The 22918-nt window shown below is 44.9% G+C and carries 15 protein-coding genes; 12 read left to right on the plus strand and 3 right to left on the minus strand.

What is annotated here, in order from left to right:
- Positions 1–97: 97 nt before the first annotated feature.
- From AB5443_RS01925 to AB5443_RS01955, 7 genes are all read left to right on the plus strand, one after another.
- On the plus strand, positions 98–5815 hold the full coding sequence (locus tag AB5443_RS01925) for an alpha-2-macroglobulin (protein WP_368113090.1): 5718 nt from the start codon (positions 98–100) through the stop codon (positions 5813–5815).
- Positions 5816–5934: 119 nt separating this feature from the next.
- The gene (gene pbpC, locus AB5443_RS01930; protein WP_368113091.1) at positions 5935–8301 is read left to right on the plus strand and encodes a penicillin-binding protein 1C; all 2367 of its coding nucleotides are present in this window, start codon (positions 5935–5937) and stop codon (positions 8299–8301) included.
- Positions 8302–8326: 25 nt separating this feature from the next.
- Positions 8327–9502: an MFS transporter gene (locus AB5443_RS01935; RefSeq protein WP_368113093.1), complete on the plus strand. Its 1176-nt coding sequence runs from the start codon at positions 8327–8329 to the stop codon at positions 9500–9502.
- A 45-nt stretch (positions 9503–9547) separates the two neighbouring features.
- Positions 9548–9982, plus strand: coding sequence for a hypothetical protein (locus AB5443_RS01940; RefSeq protein WP_022139914.1), 435 nt, complete (start codon positions 9548–9550; stop codon positions 9980–9982).
- A 155-nt stretch (positions 9983–10137) separates the two neighbouring features.
- Positions 10138–11565, plus strand: a complete 1428-nt coding sequence (locus AB5443_RS01945) for a Na+/H+ antiporter NhaC family protein (RefSeq protein ID WP_368113094.1) — start codon at positions 10138–10140, stop codon at positions 11563–11565.
- A gap of 67 nt (positions 11566–11632) precedes the next feature.
- Positions 11633–12223 (plus strand): DUF4251 domain-containing protein, encoded by a 591-nt coding sequence (locus AB5443_RS01950; protein ID WP_022139916.1) that lies wholly within the window; start codon positions 11633–11635, stop codon positions 12221–12223.
- 101 nt (positions 12224–12324) lie between these two features.
- Positions 12325–12984, plus strand: a complete 660-nt coding sequence (locus AB5443_RS01955; protein WP_368113096.1) for a response regulator transcription factor — start codon at positions 12325–12327, stop codon at positions 12982–12984.
- Between the two features lie 30 nt (positions 12985–13014).
- Here the strand turns inward: AB5443_RS01955 and mnmA are convergent, their stop codons facing one another.
- Positions 13015–14082 carry a tRNA 2-thiouridine(34) synthase MnmA gene (mnmA, locus tag AB5443_RS01960; RefSeq protein WP_368113098.1) on the minus strand — a complete coding sequence of 356 codons (1068 nt, stop codon included), beginning with the start codon at positions 14080–14082 and terminating at the stop codon, positions 13015–13017.
- 153 nt (positions 14083–14235) lie between these two features.
- Here mnmA and AB5443_RS01965 point away from each other — a divergent pair, with 153 nt between their 5' ends.
- Positions 14236–15696, plus strand: a complete 1461-nt coding sequence (locus AB5443_RS01965) for a S41 family peptidase (RefSeq protein WP_368113099.1) — start codon at positions 14236–14238, stop codon at positions 15694–15696.
- A gap of 511 nt (positions 15697–16207) precedes the next feature.
- Here AB5443_RS01965 and AB5443_RS01970 read toward each other — a convergent pair.
- Together AB5443_RS01970 and AB5443_RS01975 are read right to left on the minus strand one after the other, a co-directional pair.
- Complete coding sequence (locus AB5443_RS01970) at positions 16208–17026, minus strand: alpha/beta hydrolase family protein (protein ID WP_044656362.1); 819 nt, start codon at positions 17024–17026, stop codon at positions 16208–16210.
- Between the two features lie 23 nt (positions 17027–17049).
- On the minus strand, positions 17050–17484 hold the full coding sequence (locus AB5443_RS01975) for a DUF2007 domain-containing protein (protein WP_368113100.1): 435 nt from the start codon (positions 17482–17484) through the stop codon (positions 17050–17052).
- A 115-nt stretch (positions 17485–17599) separates the two neighbouring features.
- Between AB5443_RS01975 and AB5443_RS01980 the strand changes: the two genes are divergently transcribed.
- The 4 genes from AB5443_RS01980 to AB5443_RS01995 all read left to right on the plus strand — a co-directional run bounded on the left by AB5443_RS01980 (position 17600) and on the right by AB5443_RS01995 (position 22855).
- Entirely contained in the window at positions 17600–19978 is a 2379-nt protein-coding gene (locus tag AB5443_RS01980) for a TonB-dependent receptor (protein ID WP_368113101.1), read from the plus strand.
- A gap of 29 nt (positions 19979–20007) precedes the next feature.
- Positions 20008–20793 carry a M48 family metallopeptidase gene (locus AB5443_RS01985; protein WP_044656364.1) on the plus strand — a complete coding sequence of 262 codons (786 nt, stop codon included), beginning with the start codon at positions 20008–20010 and terminating at the stop codon, positions 20791–20793.
- Positions 20794–21036: 243 nt separating this feature from the next.
- The gene (locus AB5443_RS01990) at positions 21037–22323 is read left to right on the plus strand and encodes a hemolysin family protein (protein ID WP_022139924.1); all 1287 of its coding nucleotides are present in this window, start codon (positions 21037–21039) and stop codon (positions 22321–22323) included.
- 52 nt (positions 22324–22375) lie between these two features.
- Positions 22376–22855, plus strand: coding sequence for a copper resistance protein NlpE (locus AB5443_RS01995; protein ID WP_044655449.1), 480 nt, complete (start codon positions 22376–22378; stop codon positions 22853–22855).
- Positions 22856–22918: the final 63 nt, after the last annotated feature.

Here is a 22918-nt window from a genome sequence, read left to right on the forward strand (position 1 = left end):
AACAATCTTATTAGAGTGTACAAAAATAAGGAGATTTGAAAAGAATCTATCATAAAAACAGTATATTTGTTCGTTGAATCGTAAAAACCTCTTCGCTATGGGACAAATTAAAACCAGATGTAGCAACATTGCTACCGGATTATTCTTCTTTTTAATGCTGATTGTGAGTTTTTCCGCATGTACGCACAGTCAAAAAGACATTATCCCTTCCGCGGAATATGCGCCATACGTTAACGCTTATACCGGTGGAGTCATTTCACAAGGCTCGACCATACGCATCGAACTGACGCACGACCAACCAATGGTGGATATGAATAATGAATTGAAAGATAACCCGTTCAGCTTCTCGCCCTCATTGAAAGGAAAAGCATATTGGGTCAGCAATAATACCATTGAATTTGTTCCGGAAGAAGGGACACTGAAACCGGGAGCATTTTATGAGGGGACTTTCCAACTCGGAGATTTTATTGAAGTCGATAAGAAACTAAAAGAGTTCAACTTCTCATTCCGGGTGCAGGAGCGTAACTTTACCATCCATACAGAACCGATAACGATTACCGCTACCCAACCCGATGAAGTAAGCATAAAAGGAGAAATACGTTTCAGTGATGTAGTGAAGAAAGAAGAGGTGGAGAAGATGTTGACAGCCATTACTGACAATAGCTCTAAACAAGAAGTACACCTCAGCGCTACGCCGAGAAAAGAAATGATAGGGAAAATAAAAACAACCGGTAATGGGAAAAGCAAAAACTATCCGGTAGAGATTACTTCCACCGACAATTCTACCCGTTATGAATTCCATATCAACCGGATTCCACGAGAGGCGGAAGATTACCAACTGGAGATAAAGGCAAACGGGAAACCCGCACGGATCGACCATACACAAAGCGAAGAAATTCTGATTCCGGCAAAAGACAGTTTCCGCTTTCTGACTGCCGAACGCGTTGACCAACCGGAGAATGGGATTGAAATTGTATTCTCCGATCCCGTATCCAATACCCAGGATTTGAAAGGACTGATTGAAATACCGGAAGTATCTTCTTCTATCACTCAAATCAAGGACAATAAAGTATTTATCTATTTCGAAGCGAACAAGATAAATAAGCTGACTTTAAATATTCACGAAGGAGTAAAAAGCAGTCAGGAGCAGACTTTGGGAACTTCACATTCTATCTCGTTCAGCGAACTGAATCTGAAGCCGCAGGTTGAAATGTCCACTTCGGCAGCTATTCTTCCCGATTCCAAAAGCTTGATTATCCCGTTCCGCGCTGTCAATCTGTATGCGGTGGACTTGAGTGTGATACGCATTTTCGAGAATAATGTATTGATGTTCATGCAGAGCAATTCACTGGCTTCCGCCAATGAGTTGCGCCGTTCGGGACGACTGGTTTATAAGAAAACATTGTGGTTGGGTAAAGACTCTTCCAAGGATGTTCACCGTTGGGAAGATTACTCGATTGACCTTGCCGGACTGATTCATCAAGAGCCGGGTGCTATCTATCGTGTCATCCTATCTTTCCGGCAAGAGTATTCGGCTTATCCTTGCGGTGGTAGTGACAATCAGGAAATGAAATTTGCCGATAGCACTTCCGATGGTCTGACAAAAGTAAGCGGAAACGTTATATCGGAAGAAGACGAAGCCGTTTGGGATACTCCCGAAGCCTATTATTACTATAACGGTTCAACAATGGACTGGAGTTTATATCGTTGGCAGGAACGGAATAATCCCTGCCATCCATCCTACTACATGGGTTCGGATCGGACGGCAGCCTGCAATGTCTTTGCTTCTAACCTGGGAATGATTGTAAAAAGAAACTCCCTGAATAATTTATGGATCGCAGTCAGCAATATCCTGGATACCAAACCGGTCGGAAAAGCGCAAGTTACCGTTTACAACTTCCAGTTGCAAGTGATAGGCAAAGGGGAAACAAACGGAGAAGGACTGGCGGAAATCGCTCCGAAAGGCGTACCCTTTATTGTCGTGGCAGAGTCGGACAAGCAAAAAGCCTATGTACGTGTGGTGGACGGGGAAGAACAATCCGTAAGCCGGTTCGATGTGGGCGGAAAAGATATTCAGAAAGGGTTGAAGGGGTTTATATACGGTGAAAGAGGTGTATGGCGGCCAGGAGATACGTTGCATATATCCTTCATTCTGGAAGACCGCGAAAAAAGAATACCGGACAAGCATCCGGTAGCACTGGAGATTTACAATCCGAAAGGACAGTTCTATACCAAGATGATTTCGACGCAGGGAATGAACGGTTTCTACACCTTTGATGTCCCGACGCAGGCCGATGACCCCACCGGACTGTGGAATGCATACGTAAAAGTAGGCGGAACTACTTTCCACAAAGGGCTGCGCATTGAGACGATAAAGCCTAACCGGCTCAAAATAACACTGGCACTGCCCAGAGTACTTCAGGCAACAGATAAAGAATTTTATGCTCCGCTCACTTCCGCATGGCTGACAGGAGCAACCGCTTCACGCCTGAAAGCTAAAGTAGAAATGTCATTGTCCAGGGTAAACACACAATTCAAGAACTACGGACAATATATCTTCAATAATCCGGCTACGGACTTCTCAACCATCAAGACGGATGTATTCGATGGTGTTCTCGACGCGGAAGGAAGAGCGGGAGTTACGCTGAAACTACCGGCTGCAACCAATGCGCCGGGGATGCTGAACGCTTCTTTCACAACGCGTGTTTTTGAACCGGGCGGAGACGCAAGCATTTACACACAAAGCGTTCCTTTCTCACCGTTCACATCTTATGTGGGTATCAATCTGAATCAGCCGAAAGGGAAATACATTGAAACGGATAAAGACCATGTATTTGATGTTGTTACCGTTAATCCAGAAGGAAAACCGGTAAGCCGTTCCAATCTGGAATACAAAATATACCGTATCAGTTGGAGCTGGTGGTGGGAGAACAGTGACGAATCTTTCAGTTCCTATATAAACAGCAGTTCCATCACTCCGGTAGCCAGTGGCAACCTGCAAACCAACGGCGGGAAGGCTTCCTTCAAGTTCCGTGTCGATTATCCAAGTTGGGGACGTTATCTCGTATATGTGAAAGATAAAGAGAGCGGACACGCCACCGGGGGCACTATCTATGTAGACTGGCCCGACTGGAGAGGACGTTCAAGCAAATCTGACCCCAGCGGTATCAAGATGCTTGCTTTCTCACTGAATAAGGATTCTTATGAAATAGGCGAAACAGCTACAGCCATTATCCCCGCAGCAGCCGGTGGTCGTGCGTTGGTATCCATCGAAAACGGTTCGACAGTACTTAAACAGGAATGGATAGAGGTATCCAATCAGGAAGATACGAAATACAGCTTTAAGGTTACGCCGGAAATGGCACCGAACGTATATTTGCACATCAGCCTGTTGCAACCTCATGCACAAACGGTCAATGACTTGCCGATTCGTATGTATGGTGTTGTCCCGGTATTCGTGACTAATAACCAGACTATATTGCAACCACAGATACAGATGCCGGAAGTGTTGCGGCCGGAAACGAGTTTCAATGTCACCGTCAGCGAAAAGAACGGGAAGCCGATGACTTATACATTGGCTATCGTAGATGACGGTTTGCTGGATCTGACGAACTTCAAGACTCCCGACCCCTGGAACGACTTCTATTCACGTGAAGCGCTCGGTATCCGGACGTGGGATATGTATGATAATGTATTGGGAGCTTCCGCCGGAAGTTACAGTTCTCTTTTCAGCACAGGCGGTGACGCTTCATTGAAGCCGGCGGATGCCAAAGCGAACCGTTTCAAACCGGTAGTTAAATTTATAGGGCCTTTCTATCTGGGTAAAGGCAAGCGTGAGACACATACATTGAAATTGCCGATGTATGTAGGTTCGGTACGTACCATGGTAGTAGCAGGGCAGGACGGAGCTTATGGCAATGCGGAAAAGACGTCTTATGTACGGACACCGTTAATGCTGCTGTCTACTTTACCACGCGTACTTAGCATTCAAGAGGAGATTACCGTTCCGGTAAATATCTTTGCCATGGAAAATCAGGTGAAGAATGTTACAGTATCTATCCAGGCTACCGGTGGCGGTGTTCAGGTTGTCGGTTCTCCGCAACAATCACTGACCTTCAATCAGCCGGGCGACCAACTTGCTTTCTTTACATTAAAGACGGGCAGTAAGACGGGAAAAGCAACCATCCACCTAACAGCAAGCGGTGGCGGACAACAGACGAAAGAAACCATTGAAATCGAAGTGCGCAACCCGAACCCGATTGTGACATTACGCAACAGCCAATGGGTAGAGAGCGGACAAAGCGGGGAACTGTCATACAGCCTTGCCGGTTCTTCCAACGATAATCATATCCAACTGGAAGTTTCCCGTATTCCATCGGTAGACATCAGCCGTCGATTCGACTTCTTGTACAACTATCAGCACCATTGCACGGAACAGTTGACTTCCAAAGCCCTGCCACTCTTATTCGTCTCCCAATTTAAAGCGGTGGACGAGCAGGAAGCAGAGAAAATAAAAACAAATGTACAGGAAGCCATCCGTCAGGTTTATGCCCGCCAACTTCCGAACGGCGGATTTATCTATTGGCCGGGAAATGCCGTTGCCGACGAATGGATTAGTTCATATACGGGAATGTTCCTCACACTGGCTCAAGAGAAAGGCTATGCCGTTCATTCCAATGCATTGAATAAGTGGAAACGTTTCCAACGTGCGGCGGCTCAAAACTGGCGTATGCCGCAGGATGCTAGTAGTTGGCAGCAATGGCAGTCGGAATTGATGCAGGCTTTCCGCCTGTACACTTTGGCATTGGCAGGCGCACCGGAATACGGGGCTATGAACCGGATGAAAGAGCAACAAGGATTGTCTATCCAGGCAAAATGGAGACTGGCGGCCGCCTATGCTTTGACAGGAAAGATGAAACCTGCCGAGGAATTAGTGTACAATGCCGAGACTACCGTTATCCCCTATTCTTCAATGAACCTGATATATGGTTCATCCGACCGGGATGAAGCGATGATTCTGGAAACATTGATTCTGATAAACCGCGAACGGGATGCGCTTCAACAGGCGAAGAAAGTATCACAGAATCTGTCACAAGAGAACTGGTTCAGTACTCAATCCACCGCCTTCGCCCTTATGGCAATGGGACGGTTGGCCGAGAAGCTGTCAGGTACATTGGATTTCACATGGACATGGAACGGCAAACAACAACCTGCGGTAAAATCTGCCAAAGCTGTATTTGAGAAAGAGATTTCCACTTCCCCGAAATCCGGTACGATTTCGATAAGGAATCAAGGCAAGGGAGCACTGGGCGTAGATGTTATCACACGTACACAGTTGCTGAATGATACGCTGCCTGCCATTTCGGACAATATCCGGATGGATATAAGATATGCAGACCTGAACGGTACACCTATATCAATAGATGATATCAGGCAAGGTACTGATTTTATCGCTGTTGCCGCAATATCCAATATCAGTGGCACTTCGGACTATATCAACCTGGCACTGACGCATATCATACCGTCCGGATGGGAGATATACAATGAACGAATGTTGGTTGCTGATACAGAGAACGCCGCCAGTGCAACCAGTACCCCAAGAAACTCAATCAGCAAGTATTCCTATCAGGATATTCGCGACGACCGTGTATTGACTTATTTCAATCTACGCCGTGGAGAAACGAAAGTATTTACAGTCAGGCTGCAAGCGACCTATGCAGGTAACTTCATCCTTCCGGCTATTCAATGCGAAGCCATGTATGACGCAACCGTACAAGCACGAAGCAAAGCAGGAAGAACGACGGTGAGCAAGTAAATTTCAGGTACGGATTACACGGATTTCACGGTTCTACTCGTTAACTAAAACCGTGAAATCCGTGTAATCCGTGCCTAATCATTCGTCATAAATATATATATCCCAACTTTTGCCACTCAATGATTTCTATCTATAAGTTCTTCAAACGATTATCAGTATTCAGGAAAGTAATGCTTGGCATCCTTACTCTCCTGGTGATAGGATATATCTTTTGTCTTCCCCGGCAACTGTTTCATGTCCCCTATTCTACTGTCGTCACCGACCGTAATGATGAGTTACTGGGAGCACGTATTGCTTCCGACGGACAGTGGCGGTTTCCACCACGCGAGACCACACCGGAGAAAATCAAACAATGTCTCATCACATTCGAGGACAAACATTTCTATCACCATTGGGGCGTCAATCTGTTATCTGTCGGGAGAGCTATCTATCAGAACACCAAGCACAAACGTATCATCAGTGGTGGAAGTACACTGACTATGCAAACCATCCGCCTTGCCCGGAATGAATCGAGGACTTTCGGAGAGAAAATAATCGAAATGATTTGGGCTACCCGGCTCGAATTCCGGGCTTCCAAAGAAGAAATCTTATCCATGTATGTATCTCATGCACCTTTCGGCGGCAATGTAGTAGGACTGGACGCAGCCGCCTGGCGATATTTCGGGCATTCGGCGGAAGACCTGTCATGGGCGGAATCCGCCATGCTTGCCGTGCTTCCCAATGCTCCCGCTATGATTCACCTGTCTAAAGGACGAAAGATGCTGCTTTCCAAACGAAACCGGTTATTGAAACAACTCCTTGAAAAGAAAGTCATAGATTTATCGACCTATGAACTGGCTGTCACCGAACCGCTTCCCGACGAGCCGCATCCTCTTCCGCAGATAGCTCCCCATTTGGTCAGCCGTTTCTATAAGGAGAGAAACGGGCAATATACCCGTTCTACCATCGACCGGGGGATACAGACCCACATAGAAGATTTGGCAGAACGTTGGAGCAATGAGTTCAACCGGAGCGATATTCGTAATCTGGCTATTCTAGTGATTGATATACCCGCCAATCAGGTGATAGCTTATTGCGGGAATGTGCATTTCGACCGGAAGCAGGGTGGCAATCAAGTTGACGTGATTCAAGCTCCCAGGAGCACAGGCAGTATTTTAAAACCTTTTCTATATTATGCCATGTTGCAGGAAGGTTCTTTATTGCCCGATATGTTGTTGCCGGATATACCTATTAATATAAACGGATTTACTCCTCAGAATTTCAGCCTGCAATATGAAGGAGCTGTCCCGGCTTCGGAAGCACTTGCCCGCTCATTGAATATTCCCGCCGTGACGATGCTGCAAAGATACGGAGTACCTAAATTTCATAATTTCCTGCAACAGACCGGATTCAAGACAATCACCCGCTCTTCGTCTCATTATGGATTATCTTTGATTCTAGGGGGAGCGGAAGCGACTTTGTGGGATGTGACGAATGCTTATGCCCAAATGGGAAGGAGTCTCATTCCTCACCCGGATTCAAAGCTCTCCGAAAAGAAAGAAGCCGGGATTATAATGGCGAAAGAGGAAAAGAAAGAAGAAGAAAACGAGACTACCCGGAAGAGCACTCAGAAGAATCTCATTTGGGATAAAGGTGCTGTGTGGCAAACATTCGATGCCTTGAAAGAAGTAAACCGCCCCGAAGAAATCGACTGGAAATCTATCCCGTCCATGCAGACCATTGCCTGGAAGACAGGAACCAGTTATGGATTCCGGGATGCCTGGGCAGTCGGGGTCACCCCTCGCTATGCAGTCGGGGTATGGGTAGGAAATGCAACCGGTGAAGGAAAGCCGGGACTGGTCGGTGCGCAAACGGCAGGCCCCGTATTATTTGATATATTCAATTACCTTCCCGCTTCATCCTGGTTTGAACGTCCGACCGGTGTTTTTGTGGATGCGGAAGTATGCCGCCGTTCAGGGCATTTGAAAGGTAGATTCTGTGAAGAAACGGACACAATCCTGATTCTTCCTGCCGGACTGCGCACGGACGCTTGCCCCTACCATCATCTAATCACATTATCTGCTGACGAAAAGCACCGTGTCTACGAGAACTGTGCCAACACAGAACCGACCCTTCAAAAGTCATGGTTTACCCTTCCCCCCGTATGGGAATGGTACTACAAGCAGCACCATCCGGAATACAGTCCTCTCCCCCCTTTCAAAGCAGGTTGCGGGGAAGACACTTTCCAACCTATGCAATTCATCTATCCCCCGATAAATGCGCACATCAAATTGCCGAAACAACTGGACGGCAGCAAAGGATTCATGACCGTTGAACTGGCACACAACGACCCCAATGCCACCCTATTCTGGCATCTCGATGACACCTATCTGACGCAAACGCAGGATTTCCACAAGATTTCCCTGCAACCCGCTCCCGGAAAACATTCTTTGACAGCAGTAGATGGGGAAGGCAATACAGTTTCCACCACTTTCTTCATTGAGTGAGCATCAATTTTACTATCTTTGCGGCATGAAACAGCCATTAAAAGAAAACGGGGGACTACCGGCGTCTATCCTCTGGACACTTGCTATTGTGGCGGGTATCTCGGTAGCCAATATCTATTATGTCCAACCTCTTCTGAATATGATACGCCATGAACTTGGCATATCAGAGTTCCGAACCAACCTGATTGCCATGGTCACACAGATTGGCTATGCAGCCGGACTGTTGTTTATCACTCCCTTAGGTGATTTGTGCCAACGGAAGAAAATCATACTCGCCAACTTTACCGTCCTGATATTCTCCCTGCTGACTATTGCCCTGACGCATAACATCCACCTGATACTTGTTGCCTCATTCCTTACGGGAGCCTGTTCCATGATTCCGCAGATATTCATTCCCATAGCCGCCCAATTCTCACGTCCCGAACACAAAGGCAGGAATGTAGGAATCGTACTTTCAGGATTGCTCACCGGCATACTGGCTTCACGCGTCGTCAGCGGATTCGTTGGCGAACTGTTCGGGTGGCGTGAAATGTACTATATCGCCGCAGGTATGATGTTGGTCTGCGCGATTATTGTATTGAAAGTCCTTCCCGATATCCAGACTAACTTCATAGGAAAATACAGTGACCTGATGAAATCCCTGGTAGCTTTGGTTAAAGAGTTTCCCCAACTACGCATTTATTCCATCCGGGCAGCGCTGAACTTCGGCTCCCTTCTAGCCATGTGGTCTTGCCTGGCTTTCAAGATGGCGCAAGCTCCATTCTTCGCCACTAGCGACGTCATCGGACTGCTGGGACTCTGCGGAGTAGCCGGTGCGTTGACGGCATCTTTTGTAGGAAGATACGTAAAGCAGGTAGGTGTACGCCGCTTCAACTTTATCGGCTGCGGATTGATTCTTTTCGCCTGGTTGCTGTTTTATGTGGGAGAAAGTACATATATAGGTATTATTGCCGGCATTATCATTATTGATATAGGTATGCAGTGCATCCAGCTTAGTAATCAGACGAGTATCTTCGAGCTTTCTCCCCGCGCTTCGAACCGTATCAACACCGTCTTTATGACAACTTACTTTATAGGCGGGTCTATGGGAACATTCCTTGCCGGTAGTTTCTGGCAACTGTATGGTTGGCACGGTGTCATTGGTGTCGGAGTCATTTTAACTGTGATTTCTTTATTAATTACGCTTTTCTATAAGAAATGAGTCAACAAAATAAAAGGTCAAACCGTTTATTACAAAAAAAAGCCAATGAAATACGGAGTTAACAAACAAATCTTACTAATCACCGCCGGCACTGTTTGGATTATCGCCGGTGCCAACATCTTACGAATAGGAATTGTGACTTGGCTGAACAGCTCTCAAGAGTGGATGTTCAAAATTGGAGAGGCAACTGTTGTTTTCTTATTATTCTTTATCTTGATTTTCAGAAGACTTTATTATAAACATACCCGCCGGATTGAAGAAAAGAAAGAAACCCGTAACTGTCCTTTCTCTTTCTTCGACGTAAAAAGCTGGATAGTGATGATATTCATGATTTCTTTGGGAATCACCATCCGAAGTCTCCGCCTATTGCCGGACAGTTTCATTTCTGTATTTTACACAGGACTGTCCATAGCACTGATTCTCACCGGAATACTCTTTATCCGTTATTGGTGGCTAAGACGTAAGGCAATTCTTGACTAACGCTCACATCTGCCTATATTCCAAGAAAATATAAACTTATAATAATTTTTATTGCTCTATCCCGCAATGCACAAAATTTCCACTTTATTTATTGTATCTTTGCAGTCAAAAATAAACATCAGCCAAATAATAAATAAAGCGTTATAGAATTCAGCATGAAAAAAGCTCCTTCCCCTATTGTATCGCTGATACCAATTATCGTACTCATATTAATGTTAGTGGCCACTATTCACACTTTCGGCAGTGATGCCCTGAGTGGTGGAAGCCAAGTATCATTACTTAGCACTACCGCTGTGTGCATCCTTATCGGTATGGCTTTTTACAAAATTCCGTGGAAAGATTACGAGATAGCAATTACCAACAATGTAGCCGGAGTGACAACAGCTATCATTATCCTGCTCATTATCGGCGCACTAAGCGGTGTATGGATGATTAGCGGCATAGTACCTACTCTGATTTATTATGGAATGCAAATCATTCATCCCAGCTTCTTCCTCGCATCTACCTGCATCATTTGTGTACTCATCTCCGTCATGACCGGTAGTTCGTGGACGACAATCGCTACCATCGGTATCGCATTGATGGGTATCGGCAGGGCACAAGGATTTGAGGATGGATGGATTGCGGGAGCCATCATCTCCGGTGCTTATTTTGGAGACAAGGTTTCACCTCTATCGGAGACGACCATATTAGCTGCTTCCGTAACAGATACTCCCCTATTCAGGCATATCCGCTATATGATGATAACGACCGTTCCTTCCCTCATTATCACGCTGATTATTTTCACCGTGGCGGGATTCTCGCACGACGCGAGCAATACGCAGCATATCATGGAAGTGGCAGCCGCACTAAATGAGAAATTTCATATCACTCCCTGGCTGTTGATAGTCCCTGTGGCAACCGGAATATTGATTGCCCGGAAAGTACCTTCCATTATTACCTTATTCCTGTCAACACTGTTGGCCGGTATTTTTGCTTTGATTTTTCAGCCGGATTTGTTGCGGGAGATTTCAGGGATAATGACTTCCGGTGCCGATTCCCTGTTTAAAGGGCTGATGATGACTGTCTATGGAGGGACAAATTTGCATTCTGACAATGCCGTTCTAACAGATTTAATTGCTACGCGCGGTATGTCCGGGATGATGAATACCGTTTGGTTGATTTTGTGCGCCATGTGTTTTGGCGGAGCAATGACAGCGAGTGGCATGCTGGGAAGTATCACTTCCATCTTTGTCCGCTTCATGAAGAAGACAGTCAGTGTGGTGACTGCAACGGTTTGCTCCGGTCTTTTTCTCAACCTGGCAACTGCCGACCAATATATCAGTATCATTCTTACCGGTAATATGTTCCGGGATATTTATGCTAAAAAAGGATACGAAAGTTGCTTGCTGAGCCGGACTACGGAAGATTCAGTAACCGTTACATCCGTGCTGATTCCATGGAATACCTGCGGAATGACCCAGGCTACAATCCTGAGTGTGCCTACACTTGTGTATCTACCCTATTGTTTTTTCAACATTATCAGCCCTTTAATGAGTATTGCCGTTGCAGCCATCGGATATAAAATTGCAAGGCGTTCATGAACAATCTGGCATAGACTTTGTTTTTGCAATAAACGGACAACGTATTAAACCTAAACAAAAAAAAGTTATGAAAAAGTTTATTGCATTATTAGCATTAGTATTAGTGAGTGCAAGCACGATGATGTATGCACAGGAAAGTAACGCAGCAGCACGCCGCGCAGAAAGAAAAGCTCAAAGAGATGCGGAAAGAGCAAAACTCCGCGCCGAAGAAGAGGTGCAGGACATGGCAGCCTATCAGCAAGCTGTACAGGCTTTGAAGAACAAGCAATTCGTATTGGAAGCCAATCAAGTAATCTTCCGCAATGGCATGAGTGCGTTTGTGACTTCAAACACCAACTTCGTTCTGATGAATGGCAACAGAGCTACTGTACAGACTGCTTTCAACACTCCTTATCCCGGCCCTAACGGTATCGGTGGTGTTACAGTGGATGGCAATTCTTCAGATATGAAGATGAATGTAGACAAGAAAGGAAATGTGAACTGTTCATTTAGTGTTCAAGGCATCGGTATTTCGGCTCAAGTCTTTATCACCATGAGCAGTGGAAACAACAATGCTTCAGTTACAATCAGCCCTAACTTCAGTAACAATAACCTGACACTGAACGGAAATATCGTTCCGCTCGACCAGTCAAACATCTTCAAAGGACGTTCCTGGTAACCGGAATACAAGAATCTTATCATAACTCCGCTACAAATCGCGCAAAATGCGTACATTTGTAGCGGAGTTTTTTATTTATCCGTCCGTTAGTCCATTAAACCATGAGAGAATTTATCATCGCAGACAATCAAGATATCAGCAAGGCAGGAATGATGTTTCTGCTAAGCAAGCAAAAGGATATATCCACCCTTTTAGAAGCTGACAATAAGGCTGAACTGATTCAGCAACTACGATTGTATCCGCAAGCGGTGATTATCCTGGATTATACGTTATTCGACTTTGCCGGAGCAGACGAACTGATTGTACTGCAAGAGAGGTTTAAGGAAGCCGACTGGATTCTGTTCTCTGACGAGCTTAGTCTTAATTTTCTTCGGCAGATTCTGTTCAGCAGCATGGCTTTCGGAGTCGTGATGAAAGATAACTCCAAAGAGGAAATCATGACTGCCATCCAATGCGCTACCCGCAAACAGCGATATATCTGTAATCATGTCAGCAATCTATTACTTTCCGGCGCCACTTCTCCGATGGCGGCATCTGCCGTAGACGACCATTTGCTGACGCAGACGGAAAAGAATATTCTAAAAGAAATCGCATTAGGAAAAACGACTAAGGAGATTGCGGCAGAGAAAAACCTTAGCTTTCATACGATAAACAGTCATCGCAAAAATATCTTTCGTAAGTTGGGGGTGAATAATGTGCATGAAGCAACTAAGTATGCCATGCGGGCGGGGATTGTGGATTTGGCGGAATATTATATCTGACGCTACCCTTCAATCTTCCTCCATAACTATTTAACAGATAATCTCCCCACTTCCCATGCAGATTCTTGCCTCTTTATCGTAAATCACTCCGAACTGTCCCGGAGCAATGCCCTGCAACTTTTCGGAAGATAAGATACGGAATTGGTTCTCTCCTTCCGGTATGAGTTTTCCTTTGGTAAATTCAGGAGTATGGCGAATCTTAAAAGTAATATCCAATTCCTTGTCCTGTCCTGCCCAGGGATTATCGGTAATAAAGTGGAAGTCATGCATTCGGAATTCATTACCGTATTGCGTCTCCACACCATAACCACGGGATACATAGATAATATTTTCCTGAATATCCTTCCTTATCACAAACCAGGGGCCACCACTCAAACCAAGTCCCTTTCGCTGTCCGATAGTGTGGAACCAATAGCCGCGATGGGTACCCAATTTCTTTCCGGTTTCCAGTTCTATAATCGCTCCCTCTTTCTCTCCAAGGAAACGACGGACAAAATCATTATAATTTATCTTTCCCAGGAAACAAATGCCCTGGCTATCTTTTCTCCTTGCACTCGGTAATCCTGCCTTATTGGCAATTTCACGCACTTCGTTTTTCATGAATCCACCAATGGGAAACATGAGTTTAGAGACTTGCAGATAATCAATTTGAGCAAGAAAATCGGTCTGGTCTTTCACGGGGTCTTTTGCCGTACCCAACCAGGTTTTACCGTCACGCTCTAATGTGGTAGCGTAGTGACCGGTCGCTGTATAGTCGAAATCTTTTCCGATACGCTGTTCAAAGCAACCGAACTTAATAAGTTTATTGCACATCACATCAGGATTCGGCGTGAATCCCTGCCGGATTTTATCAATGGCATAGGCTGCCACACTCTCCCAATACTCCCGGTGTAAATCAACGATTTCCAGAGATAGACCGTACTTTCGGGCAGTAGCGGTAGACAGTTCAATATCTTCCTCCGCCGAACAGTCCATATATTTCGCACCGTCCATGCCTATCTTGATATAAAAAAGAGCCGGCTTGTATCCTTGCTCGCAAAGGAGATGCACGACAACCGAACTGTCGACACCTCCTGATAATAATGCAGCTATATCCATTCAAAAAATCTTTTAATACCTATTGATAACTTTGATATTGCAAAAATAAGGCTATATCTGCTAACAGCCAATCACACATTAAAGGCATTTTTATACCATAAATGTGGTAGATAAGCAAAGTATTTCCTACATTTGCACAGTGAAAAGCTTTTTATGATGACAAAATTAAGAAAGATAATCCTCATACCTGCCCTGGTTATCGTATTTATCAGCGGCTTTTTCTCCTGCGGCGTCGACCGTTGGCCGGAGTATGCCCACATGACTGCACTGGATACATGGATGTACGACATCATGCAACAGAATTATCTGTGGTATCAAGACCTACCTTCCTATGACGATGTGAACCTGTTTCAGGAGCCTGCTACATTCCTGTCTAAAGTAAAATCAAAAAACGACAGTTATTCATTCGTGGATTCCGTGATGGAGACTCCACTGCCTACGTATGGCTTTGATTATTCACTTGTCAGAAGCGCAGACATTGATACGGCTTACAATGCGTTGATTACTTATGTAATTCCCGGTTCACCAGCAGCACAAGCCGGACTAGTACGTGGCGACTGGATTATGAAAGTAGACACTTCTTATATCAGTAAGAAATATGAAACTAAATTGTTGCAAGGAACAGAAGCTCGGGATTTGGTGATGGGAATATGGGAGAAAGTAAAGGTAGAAGAAGGAGATAAAACAAAAGCTGATACAGAAGAAGGAAATAAAGAAGAAGAAAAATATGTATATAAGGTAATACCTAACGGTATAACAAAAAAACTACCTGCCGCACGAGTTGTGGAAGATAATCCGGTACACGAATATAAAATCATATCTCCGCCCGAGAGCACTACTATAATTGGTTACCTAATGTACAACAGCTTCACTGCCGGAACCAAAACCGAACCTGAGAAATACAACAATGAATTGCGTAAAGTTTCACAAGAGTTTCTGGCAGCGGGCGTGGAACATGTCATACTCGATTTGCGCTATAATGCCGGTGGTTCATTAGATTGCGTCCAACTCTTAGGCACAATCCTAACTTCAAGCGCCCGATTAAACGAGCCTATGGCTTATCTGGAATACAATGATAAAAACAGGGATAAGGATGCCACTATTAACTTTGACCCCGACGTATTGAAAACCGGTGTTAATTTAAATCAGTCCAGCCTATATGCCATCACCAGCTCAACAACTGCCGGAGCACCGGAAATGCTAATCAGAAGTCTTTTCCTGAAAGACAGTTATCCTATTGCAACTATCGGTAGTTCCACTAAAGGACAAACTGTGGCAACGGAACAGTTCATCAATGAAGAATTCCGATGGTCTGTGAATCCGGTAGTCTGCGCGGTTTATAATTCCACTCACGACGATTGGGGAGCTATCGTACCTAACGACAAGCTAAAAGTCAGTGAAACAAGCATTGACGGAGTTACCAATTATAGTGAATTCCTGCCATTTGGTGACCCTAATGAAAGACTATTAAAAGTTGCAATTGGAGTTATCGAAGGCACTTATCCACCGCAAGAAGAGGAAGAGGAAGATAAATCAAAAGCACAATTCAAGATAGAGAAGAGTGTCAGCAGTCCGGCAAGCAGACGGTTTACGGGTGGATTACGACTAAAATAAGAAAGAAGGAAATCCAACAAAGATGGGTTGTCAAACTACCTATGCCAAAGGAGAGTCCGGTTATTATCCATACACACGCAACATCTCCATTTCTTTCGAATGATCTCATTCCGAACAACAACCCACAGTATAAACCAGCAGAGTCACTCCATTTTTGTCAAGAGCAGAATTACAAATTCTTAACCTATAAAGGTTCTTTTCATACCTCAACCTTATTTATTACCAAACAAAGCATCGGTTTTCACTTAACAAAGCGTCTGTTTTCACCGGACAAAGCATCTGATTCTACCTAACAAACGGTCTGATTTACCATCATCCGGCAGCTAAAACCTCTTTATCCCCGGGCTCACTCCCAATATGAGCCGGGAGAAAGCTCTCCGTTCCTTTGGCCTACAACAAAAAAGGAGAAAGCTCTCACCTTCTCCTTCTATCGTAGTTTACCCTCAATCTATTTTATGATTACGTATCCAAAGATACGGCATCAAAAAGCCAAAGTCAAGTATTTACCGTTTTATTTCTTGAAAAACTTATCAAAGAACAAGATTTGGTAATCAATAGAGTTGTTCCAATACTTTCCGGTATGTCCGCCCGGACGGGTAATGAAGTCATGATTAATCTTTCTAGCCAGCAGACGGTTGTGCAAATCCTTGTTCACATTCAGGAAAAAGTCCGATTCACCACAGTCGATGATGATTGCCAAATCCCCGTTTTCAATCTTGTCAATCTGATTGATGACCGTATGTTCGTCCCATGACTTTTTGTTATGCGCAAATTCGCCCAACTGTTTCGCCATCTCCCAGTTTAACGGGAAGGGACGAATATCCACTCCACCACTGGTACTTCCGCCTGCACCAAACGTATCTTTATGACGGATAGCGTTCCACATCGCCCCGTGTCCGCCCATGCTCAAGCCGGTGATGGCACGTCCTTTCCTATCGGCAACCGTCTTGTAATGCTCATCAATATACTTCACCAATTCTGATGAAACAAAAGTTTCATAACGGTAGGACGGATTTTTCGGACTATCCCAGTACCAGCTATTCTTTCCGTCCGGACAGACAAAGATAATTCCTTTCTCATCAGCAATCTGCGGAAGATTCGGCTTTACCCCAATCCATGTCTTTGCGTTTCCGCCGTAACCGTGCAGCAGATAGATGACAGGGCAAGCCACCGCTTTCTTCCCCAGTGCAGCATCCGGCGTAACGACTACCACCTGCACATCTTTATTCATGGAAGGACTATTTACTAATAAAGTATCTACCCGGGCAGCAAAAGAAGGCGCTGCCAATAGTAATAATAAAACGGCTAACAAAAAATTTCTCTTATTCATTATATGTATATAATTATATAAAGTTATTCTTCCCTTTCTTCCGAAGAAGAAAATTTGGAAACAGGCATTTCAAAAGTCTTATGGCACTGTGCACAGGTATACTCCCAATGATTATCTCCAGGAGGGGCTGCCGCCAACACCGAAAGGATTGCCGCCCCTATTGCACGCAACTTCTTTCCTTTTTTTAATATAAACTTAATATCCGGCGAACCGCAAAACGGACAAAGCGTCAACTCTTCCGGCCAGCTCTCGTTATCTCTCAACACCTGGACAGCCCTTGAATAATCTTCGTCCGCCACCAAAATGTCGACTCCTGCTATACTGCTCACACAACTCTTATATAAGGTGGAGAAGTTCTCGTTATGCAGGATAGACTCAATACCCTCATTTTCCAACGCTCCCTGAAGGATATGTGCCTTCATCGCATCATTGCAAGTAATCAATTTTACAGTCTTCATAAGGAATCTGTTTTTAATATGTCCTACAAATATAAGACTTATTCCTTTTTTATTCACCGAATATATCATTCTTTAATACTTTTTTCGTACTTTCGCAGCACTAAACTGCAATCACATGAAAAGACTGTTGACACTTCTTTTATTCTTCAATATCCTGTTCTTTCCGTTGCATGCTCAACCCATGCATCAAATAAAAGGAACAGTGATTGACAGAAACAGCCGCCAACCATTGGAATTTATCAATGTGATGGTTATCGGGCTGAACAAAGGCGGTGTCACCGACGCGGAAGGACATTTTACAATAGAACAAGTGCGGCCCGGCATCTATCGCCTGCAAGCATCAGCCATCGGATACAAAAGTGTCACCACTCCCGAATACATCCTTTCCACCAAAAATCTGAATATCCCGATTGAGATGGAAGAGAACCTGACCGAACTCGAAGGAGTCACCGTCACCGCCTCTCCTTTCCGTCGTGATATGGAAAGCCCTGTCAGCCTGCGTATCATCGGACTACAGGAAATAGAAAAGAGTCCGGGAGCCAACCGGGATATTTCGCGTATCGTACAGTCTTATCCCGGAGTTGCCTTCTCACCGATAGGTTACCGTAATGACCTCATCGTGCGTGGCGGTTCTCCTTTTGAAAACCGTTTTTATCTGGACGGAGTAGAAATCCCCAATATCAACCATTTCAGCACACAAGGAGCATCCGGTGGCCCCGTAGGCATCCTCAATGCCGATCTGATACGTGAAGTGAACTTCTACACCGGCGCTTTCCCTACCGATAAAGGGAACGCACTTAGTTCGGTACTCGACTTCAAATTGCGTGACGGAGATATGGAACGTAATTCACTAAAGGCAACTCTCGGAGCTTCCGAAGTTTCTCTCGCTTCCAATGGACACATCGGGAAAAAGACTTCCTATCTGGTATCCGTGCGCCAATCCTACTTGCAGTTCCTTTTTGATATGCTCGACCTGCCTTTCCTGCCGACTTTCACCGATGCCCAATTCAAACTGAAAACCCGCTTCAACGAGCAGAACGAACTGACCGTATTAGGACTGGGTGGAATCGACAATATGCGACTGAATACGAAAGCCGACAGTGAAGACAACGAATATATTCTCAGCTACTTGCCTAAAATCAAGCAGGAGACATTTACGCTGGGTGCTGTATATCGCCATTATGCAGGCGCACATGTGCAATCGGTCGTTGTCAGCCACAGTTACCTGAACAACCGTAATACGAAATACCGCCAGAATGACGAAAGTCTTCCTGAAAACCTGATGCTCCGCCTTCGTTCAACCGAACAGGAAACCAAGTTCCGTTTCGAGAACAATTCTTCTTTCCGAAACTGGAAAATCAACCTTGGAGTGAATTTGGATTACAGCCAGTATTCCAATACTACCTTCCAGAAAGTATATACCAACCAGGCACAAACGTTCGATTATCACACCTACTTGGGAATTCTGCGTTGGGGACTTTTCGGAACTATCAATTATTCCTCAATGGACGAACGCTTCACTGCTTCCCTGGGATTGAGAGCCGATGCCAATAATTATTCGTCGGCAATGAAGTCACTTTCCGACCAACTATCCCCTCGCATCTCGCTCTCTTACCAACTGACCGACCATTGGTTCGTCAGTGGCAATGCAGGACTTTACTATCAGCTTCCCCCTTACACGGCCCTCGGCTTTAAGAATAACAATGGAACGTATACCAACAAACACAATCTCCGCTACATGAAAGTCAGCCAGGAAAGCTTGGGAATCAGTTGGCGCAAAGGAGATTCGTTCGAGGTCTCCGTTGAAGGATTCTACAAGGATTATGACAAGATACCACTCTCTATGGTAGACGGAATTCCCCTTGCCTGCAAAGGAAATGACTATGGAGTAGTCGGAAACGAATTACTGACTTCCACCGCACAGGGACGCTCCTACGGCGCAGAGGTTTTGGTAAAATGGCTCATAGCCAAGAAGCTGAACCTAGCTTCTTCCTTTACCTTATTTAAAAGTGAATACCGCAACGACAAAGAGAGCGAATACATCGCGTCCGCATGGGACAACCGGTTTATTTTCAACCTGCACGGAACTTATAATCTCCCCCATCAATGGAGTGTCGGAATGAAAGTGAGCTGCATCGGTGGTGCTCCCTACACGCCTTATGACGAGAGCAAATCATCGCTTGTATCTGCTTGGGATGCGCAAGGAAAGGCATACTATGATTATTCGAGATACAATCAAGAACGCCTTCCCGCTTTTGCACAGGCAGACATCCGTATCGACAAGACATTCTATCTGAAACACTGCATGTTGGGATTCTATATCGACTTGCAGAATATCACGATGAGTAAACAGAAACAACAAGATGTGCTTATGAGCACTGGTATCATTGAAAACCCGGATGCTCCCGCCGATAGCCGGCACTACCGGATGAAGCGGATTGAACAATCAAGCGGTACGTTGCTACCAACTTTAGGAATTACATTTGAATATTAATTTTATAATTGAACGTTAATTAAAAGAGTATGAAAAGACAAATTGCTATGATTGCCTTAGTATTATTAGGCATGGGAATGACAGCTTCCGCACAGTTCGGAAAGAAATTTAATGTAGGTAAAGCCCTGCAAGCAGGAAAAGACGTAGTATCGGCAGTAACTTTATCAGATGCCGACATCGCCAACATGAGTAAGGAATACATGGCGTGGATGGACACACACAATCCATTGACAAAACCTGACACAGAGTACGGCAAACGTTTGGAGAAACTGACCGGACACATCAAAGAAATGGACGGATTGAAACTGAACTTCGGTGTTTATGAAGTAGTAGACGTCAACGCCTTTGCCTGCGGCGACGGTAGCGTACGCATCTGCGCCGGACTGATGGACGTTATGACTGACGAAGAAGTGATGGCGGTGATTGGACATGAAATCGGTCACGTGGTTCACACAGACTCAAAAGACGCAATGAAGAACGCCTATCTCCGCTCGGCAGTGAAGAACGCAGCGGGAGCAGCCAGCGACAAGGTTGCCAAACTGACCGACTCCGAACTTGGAGCCATGGCAGAAGCTCTTGCCGGCGCACAGTATTCACAGAAGCAAGAAAACGAAGCAGACGAGTATGGTGTTGAATTCTGCGTAAAAAACAACATCGACCCTTACGCTATGGCCAATTCATTAACCAAACTGGCTGAACTGGCAAAGGACGCTCCGAAATCTTCTTATGTACAGAGAATGTTCTCCTCTCACCCAGATACCGCAAAACGTATCGAACGCGCTAAAGCCAAAGCAGACAGCTACGCAAAGAAATAATTAGAATAAAAGAAGAGTAGTACTCTCTAATGAATACATTCAGGCACGAAATTTGAAGCAATTCCGTGCCTGAATACTATCAATACAAATTATATCCTAATGCCTTAGGTCATCCGCACATTTTCCCCACTATGCAAAATTCTGATATGATGAAGCAAACAATTTTACCCAATTATCATTAATAAATATAGAGAGTATTCATTTTTTATGTAATTTCGAAGCAATAACCATTTTAATCCATTTATGGAATTTCTTATCATTCTTTTCTTACTCATACTTAATGGCGTGTTTGCCATGTATGAAATTGCGCTGGTATCATCCAGTAAAGCACGTCTTGAAACCCTTGTCGCGAAAGGCAACAAATCTGCACGCGGAGTATTGAAACAACTGGAAGAGCCGGAAAAGTTCCTGTCCACTATTCAAATCGGCATTACACTGATCGGTATTGTATCCGGTGCATATGGTGGAGTAGCCATTGCCGACGACCTCGTCCCCCTGTTCTCCCTTATTCCGGGAGCAGAAGCCTACGCACGCAACCTCGCCATGATTACAACCGTGGCAGTCATCACTTATCTTTCCCTCATCATCGGAGAGCTGGTTCCCAAATCCATTGCCCTGAGTAATCCGGAAAGATACGCTATCTTATTCAGTCCGATTATGATTCTGCTGACAAAAGTATCTTACCCTTTTGTATGGTTGCTAAGTATCTCTACCCGGCTGCTGAACAGACTTATCGGTCTGAAAAGCGAAGAACGCCCCATGACGCAGGAAGAAATTAAAATGATTCTCCATCAAAGTTCGGAACAGGGAGTGATTGACAAGGAAGAGACGGAAATGATACGTGACGTATTCCGCTTCTCGGACAAGCGTGCCAACGAACTGATGACACATCGCAGGGATCTCATCATTCTCCATCCTGACGATACACGGGAGAAGGTGATGAAAGTTATCGAGGAAGAACATTACAGCAAATACCTGTTGGTGGATGAACGGAAAGACGAGATTATCGGAGTGGTTTCCGTCAAAGATATTATCCTGATGGTAGGCAGCCAACGGCAGTTCAATCTGCGTGAAATAGCCCGTCCGCCCCTCTTTATTCCGGAAAGTTTGTATGCAAATAAAGTTTTAGAGCTATTTAAGAAGAACAAAAACAAGTTCGGAGTTGTTGTTAACGAGTATGGTAGTACGGAAGGTATTATCACACTGCACGACCTGACCGAAAGTATCTTTGGAGACATCCTTGAAGAGGATGAAACGGAAGAAGAAGAAATCGTCACAAGGCAGGATGGTTCGATGCTGGTGGAAGCTTCAATGAACATTGACGACTTCATGGAAGAAATGGGAATTTTATCTTATGAAGACCTGGAGTCCGAGGACTTCACCACTTTAGGCGGACTGGCCATGTTCCTGATAGGCCGTATCCCGAAAGCCGGAGACATCTTTACTTACAAGAACCTGCAATTCGAAGTAGTGGATATGGATCGGGGACGAGTAGACAAACTGCTGGTCATCAAACGGGATGAAGAATAGAGAAAACCGAGCGATAGCTCACTATATTTATATTAACTTAAAGCACTTAATGATGAAAAAAGTAATTATGTTAGCAGCCGTTGTAGCTGCTTTGGCATCTTGCCAATCAAAAGCCAACAAAACCGCAGAGGCAGAAGCAGACAGCCTTGCCATTGCCATGACTCCAATCACAGAAATGACTGAAGTTTATGCCGGTACCCTTCCTGCTGCCGACGGCCCGGGCATCGACTATGTACTGACCCTGAACGCTGCAACCGACGGTGTAGATACCACTTATACACTGGATATGACTTACCTGGATGCCGATGGACAAGGTAAAAATAAAACCTTCACTTCAAAAGGAAAACAGCAGACTGTACACAAAGTCGTGAACAAAAAGCCTGTTACCGCTGTTAAGTTAACTCCGAAAGATGGTAATGACGAACCGATGTATTTCGTGATTGTAAACGATACTACTCTTCGCCTGGTAAACGATAGTTTGCAGGAAGCTGTAAGCGATTTGAATTATGACATCATCAAGGTGAAACAATAATAAACAACCTGACCCTAACCAGTAAAAATGCTCTGCAGAGAATGAATAGTTCTTGCAGAGCAT

Source organism: Bacteroides sp. RTP21281st1_H5_RTP21281_210402 (genome assembly GCF_040918965.1).
Lineage (GTDB): Bacteria > Bacteroidota > Bacteroidia > Bacteroidales > Bacteroidaceae > Bacteroides > Bacteroides congonensis.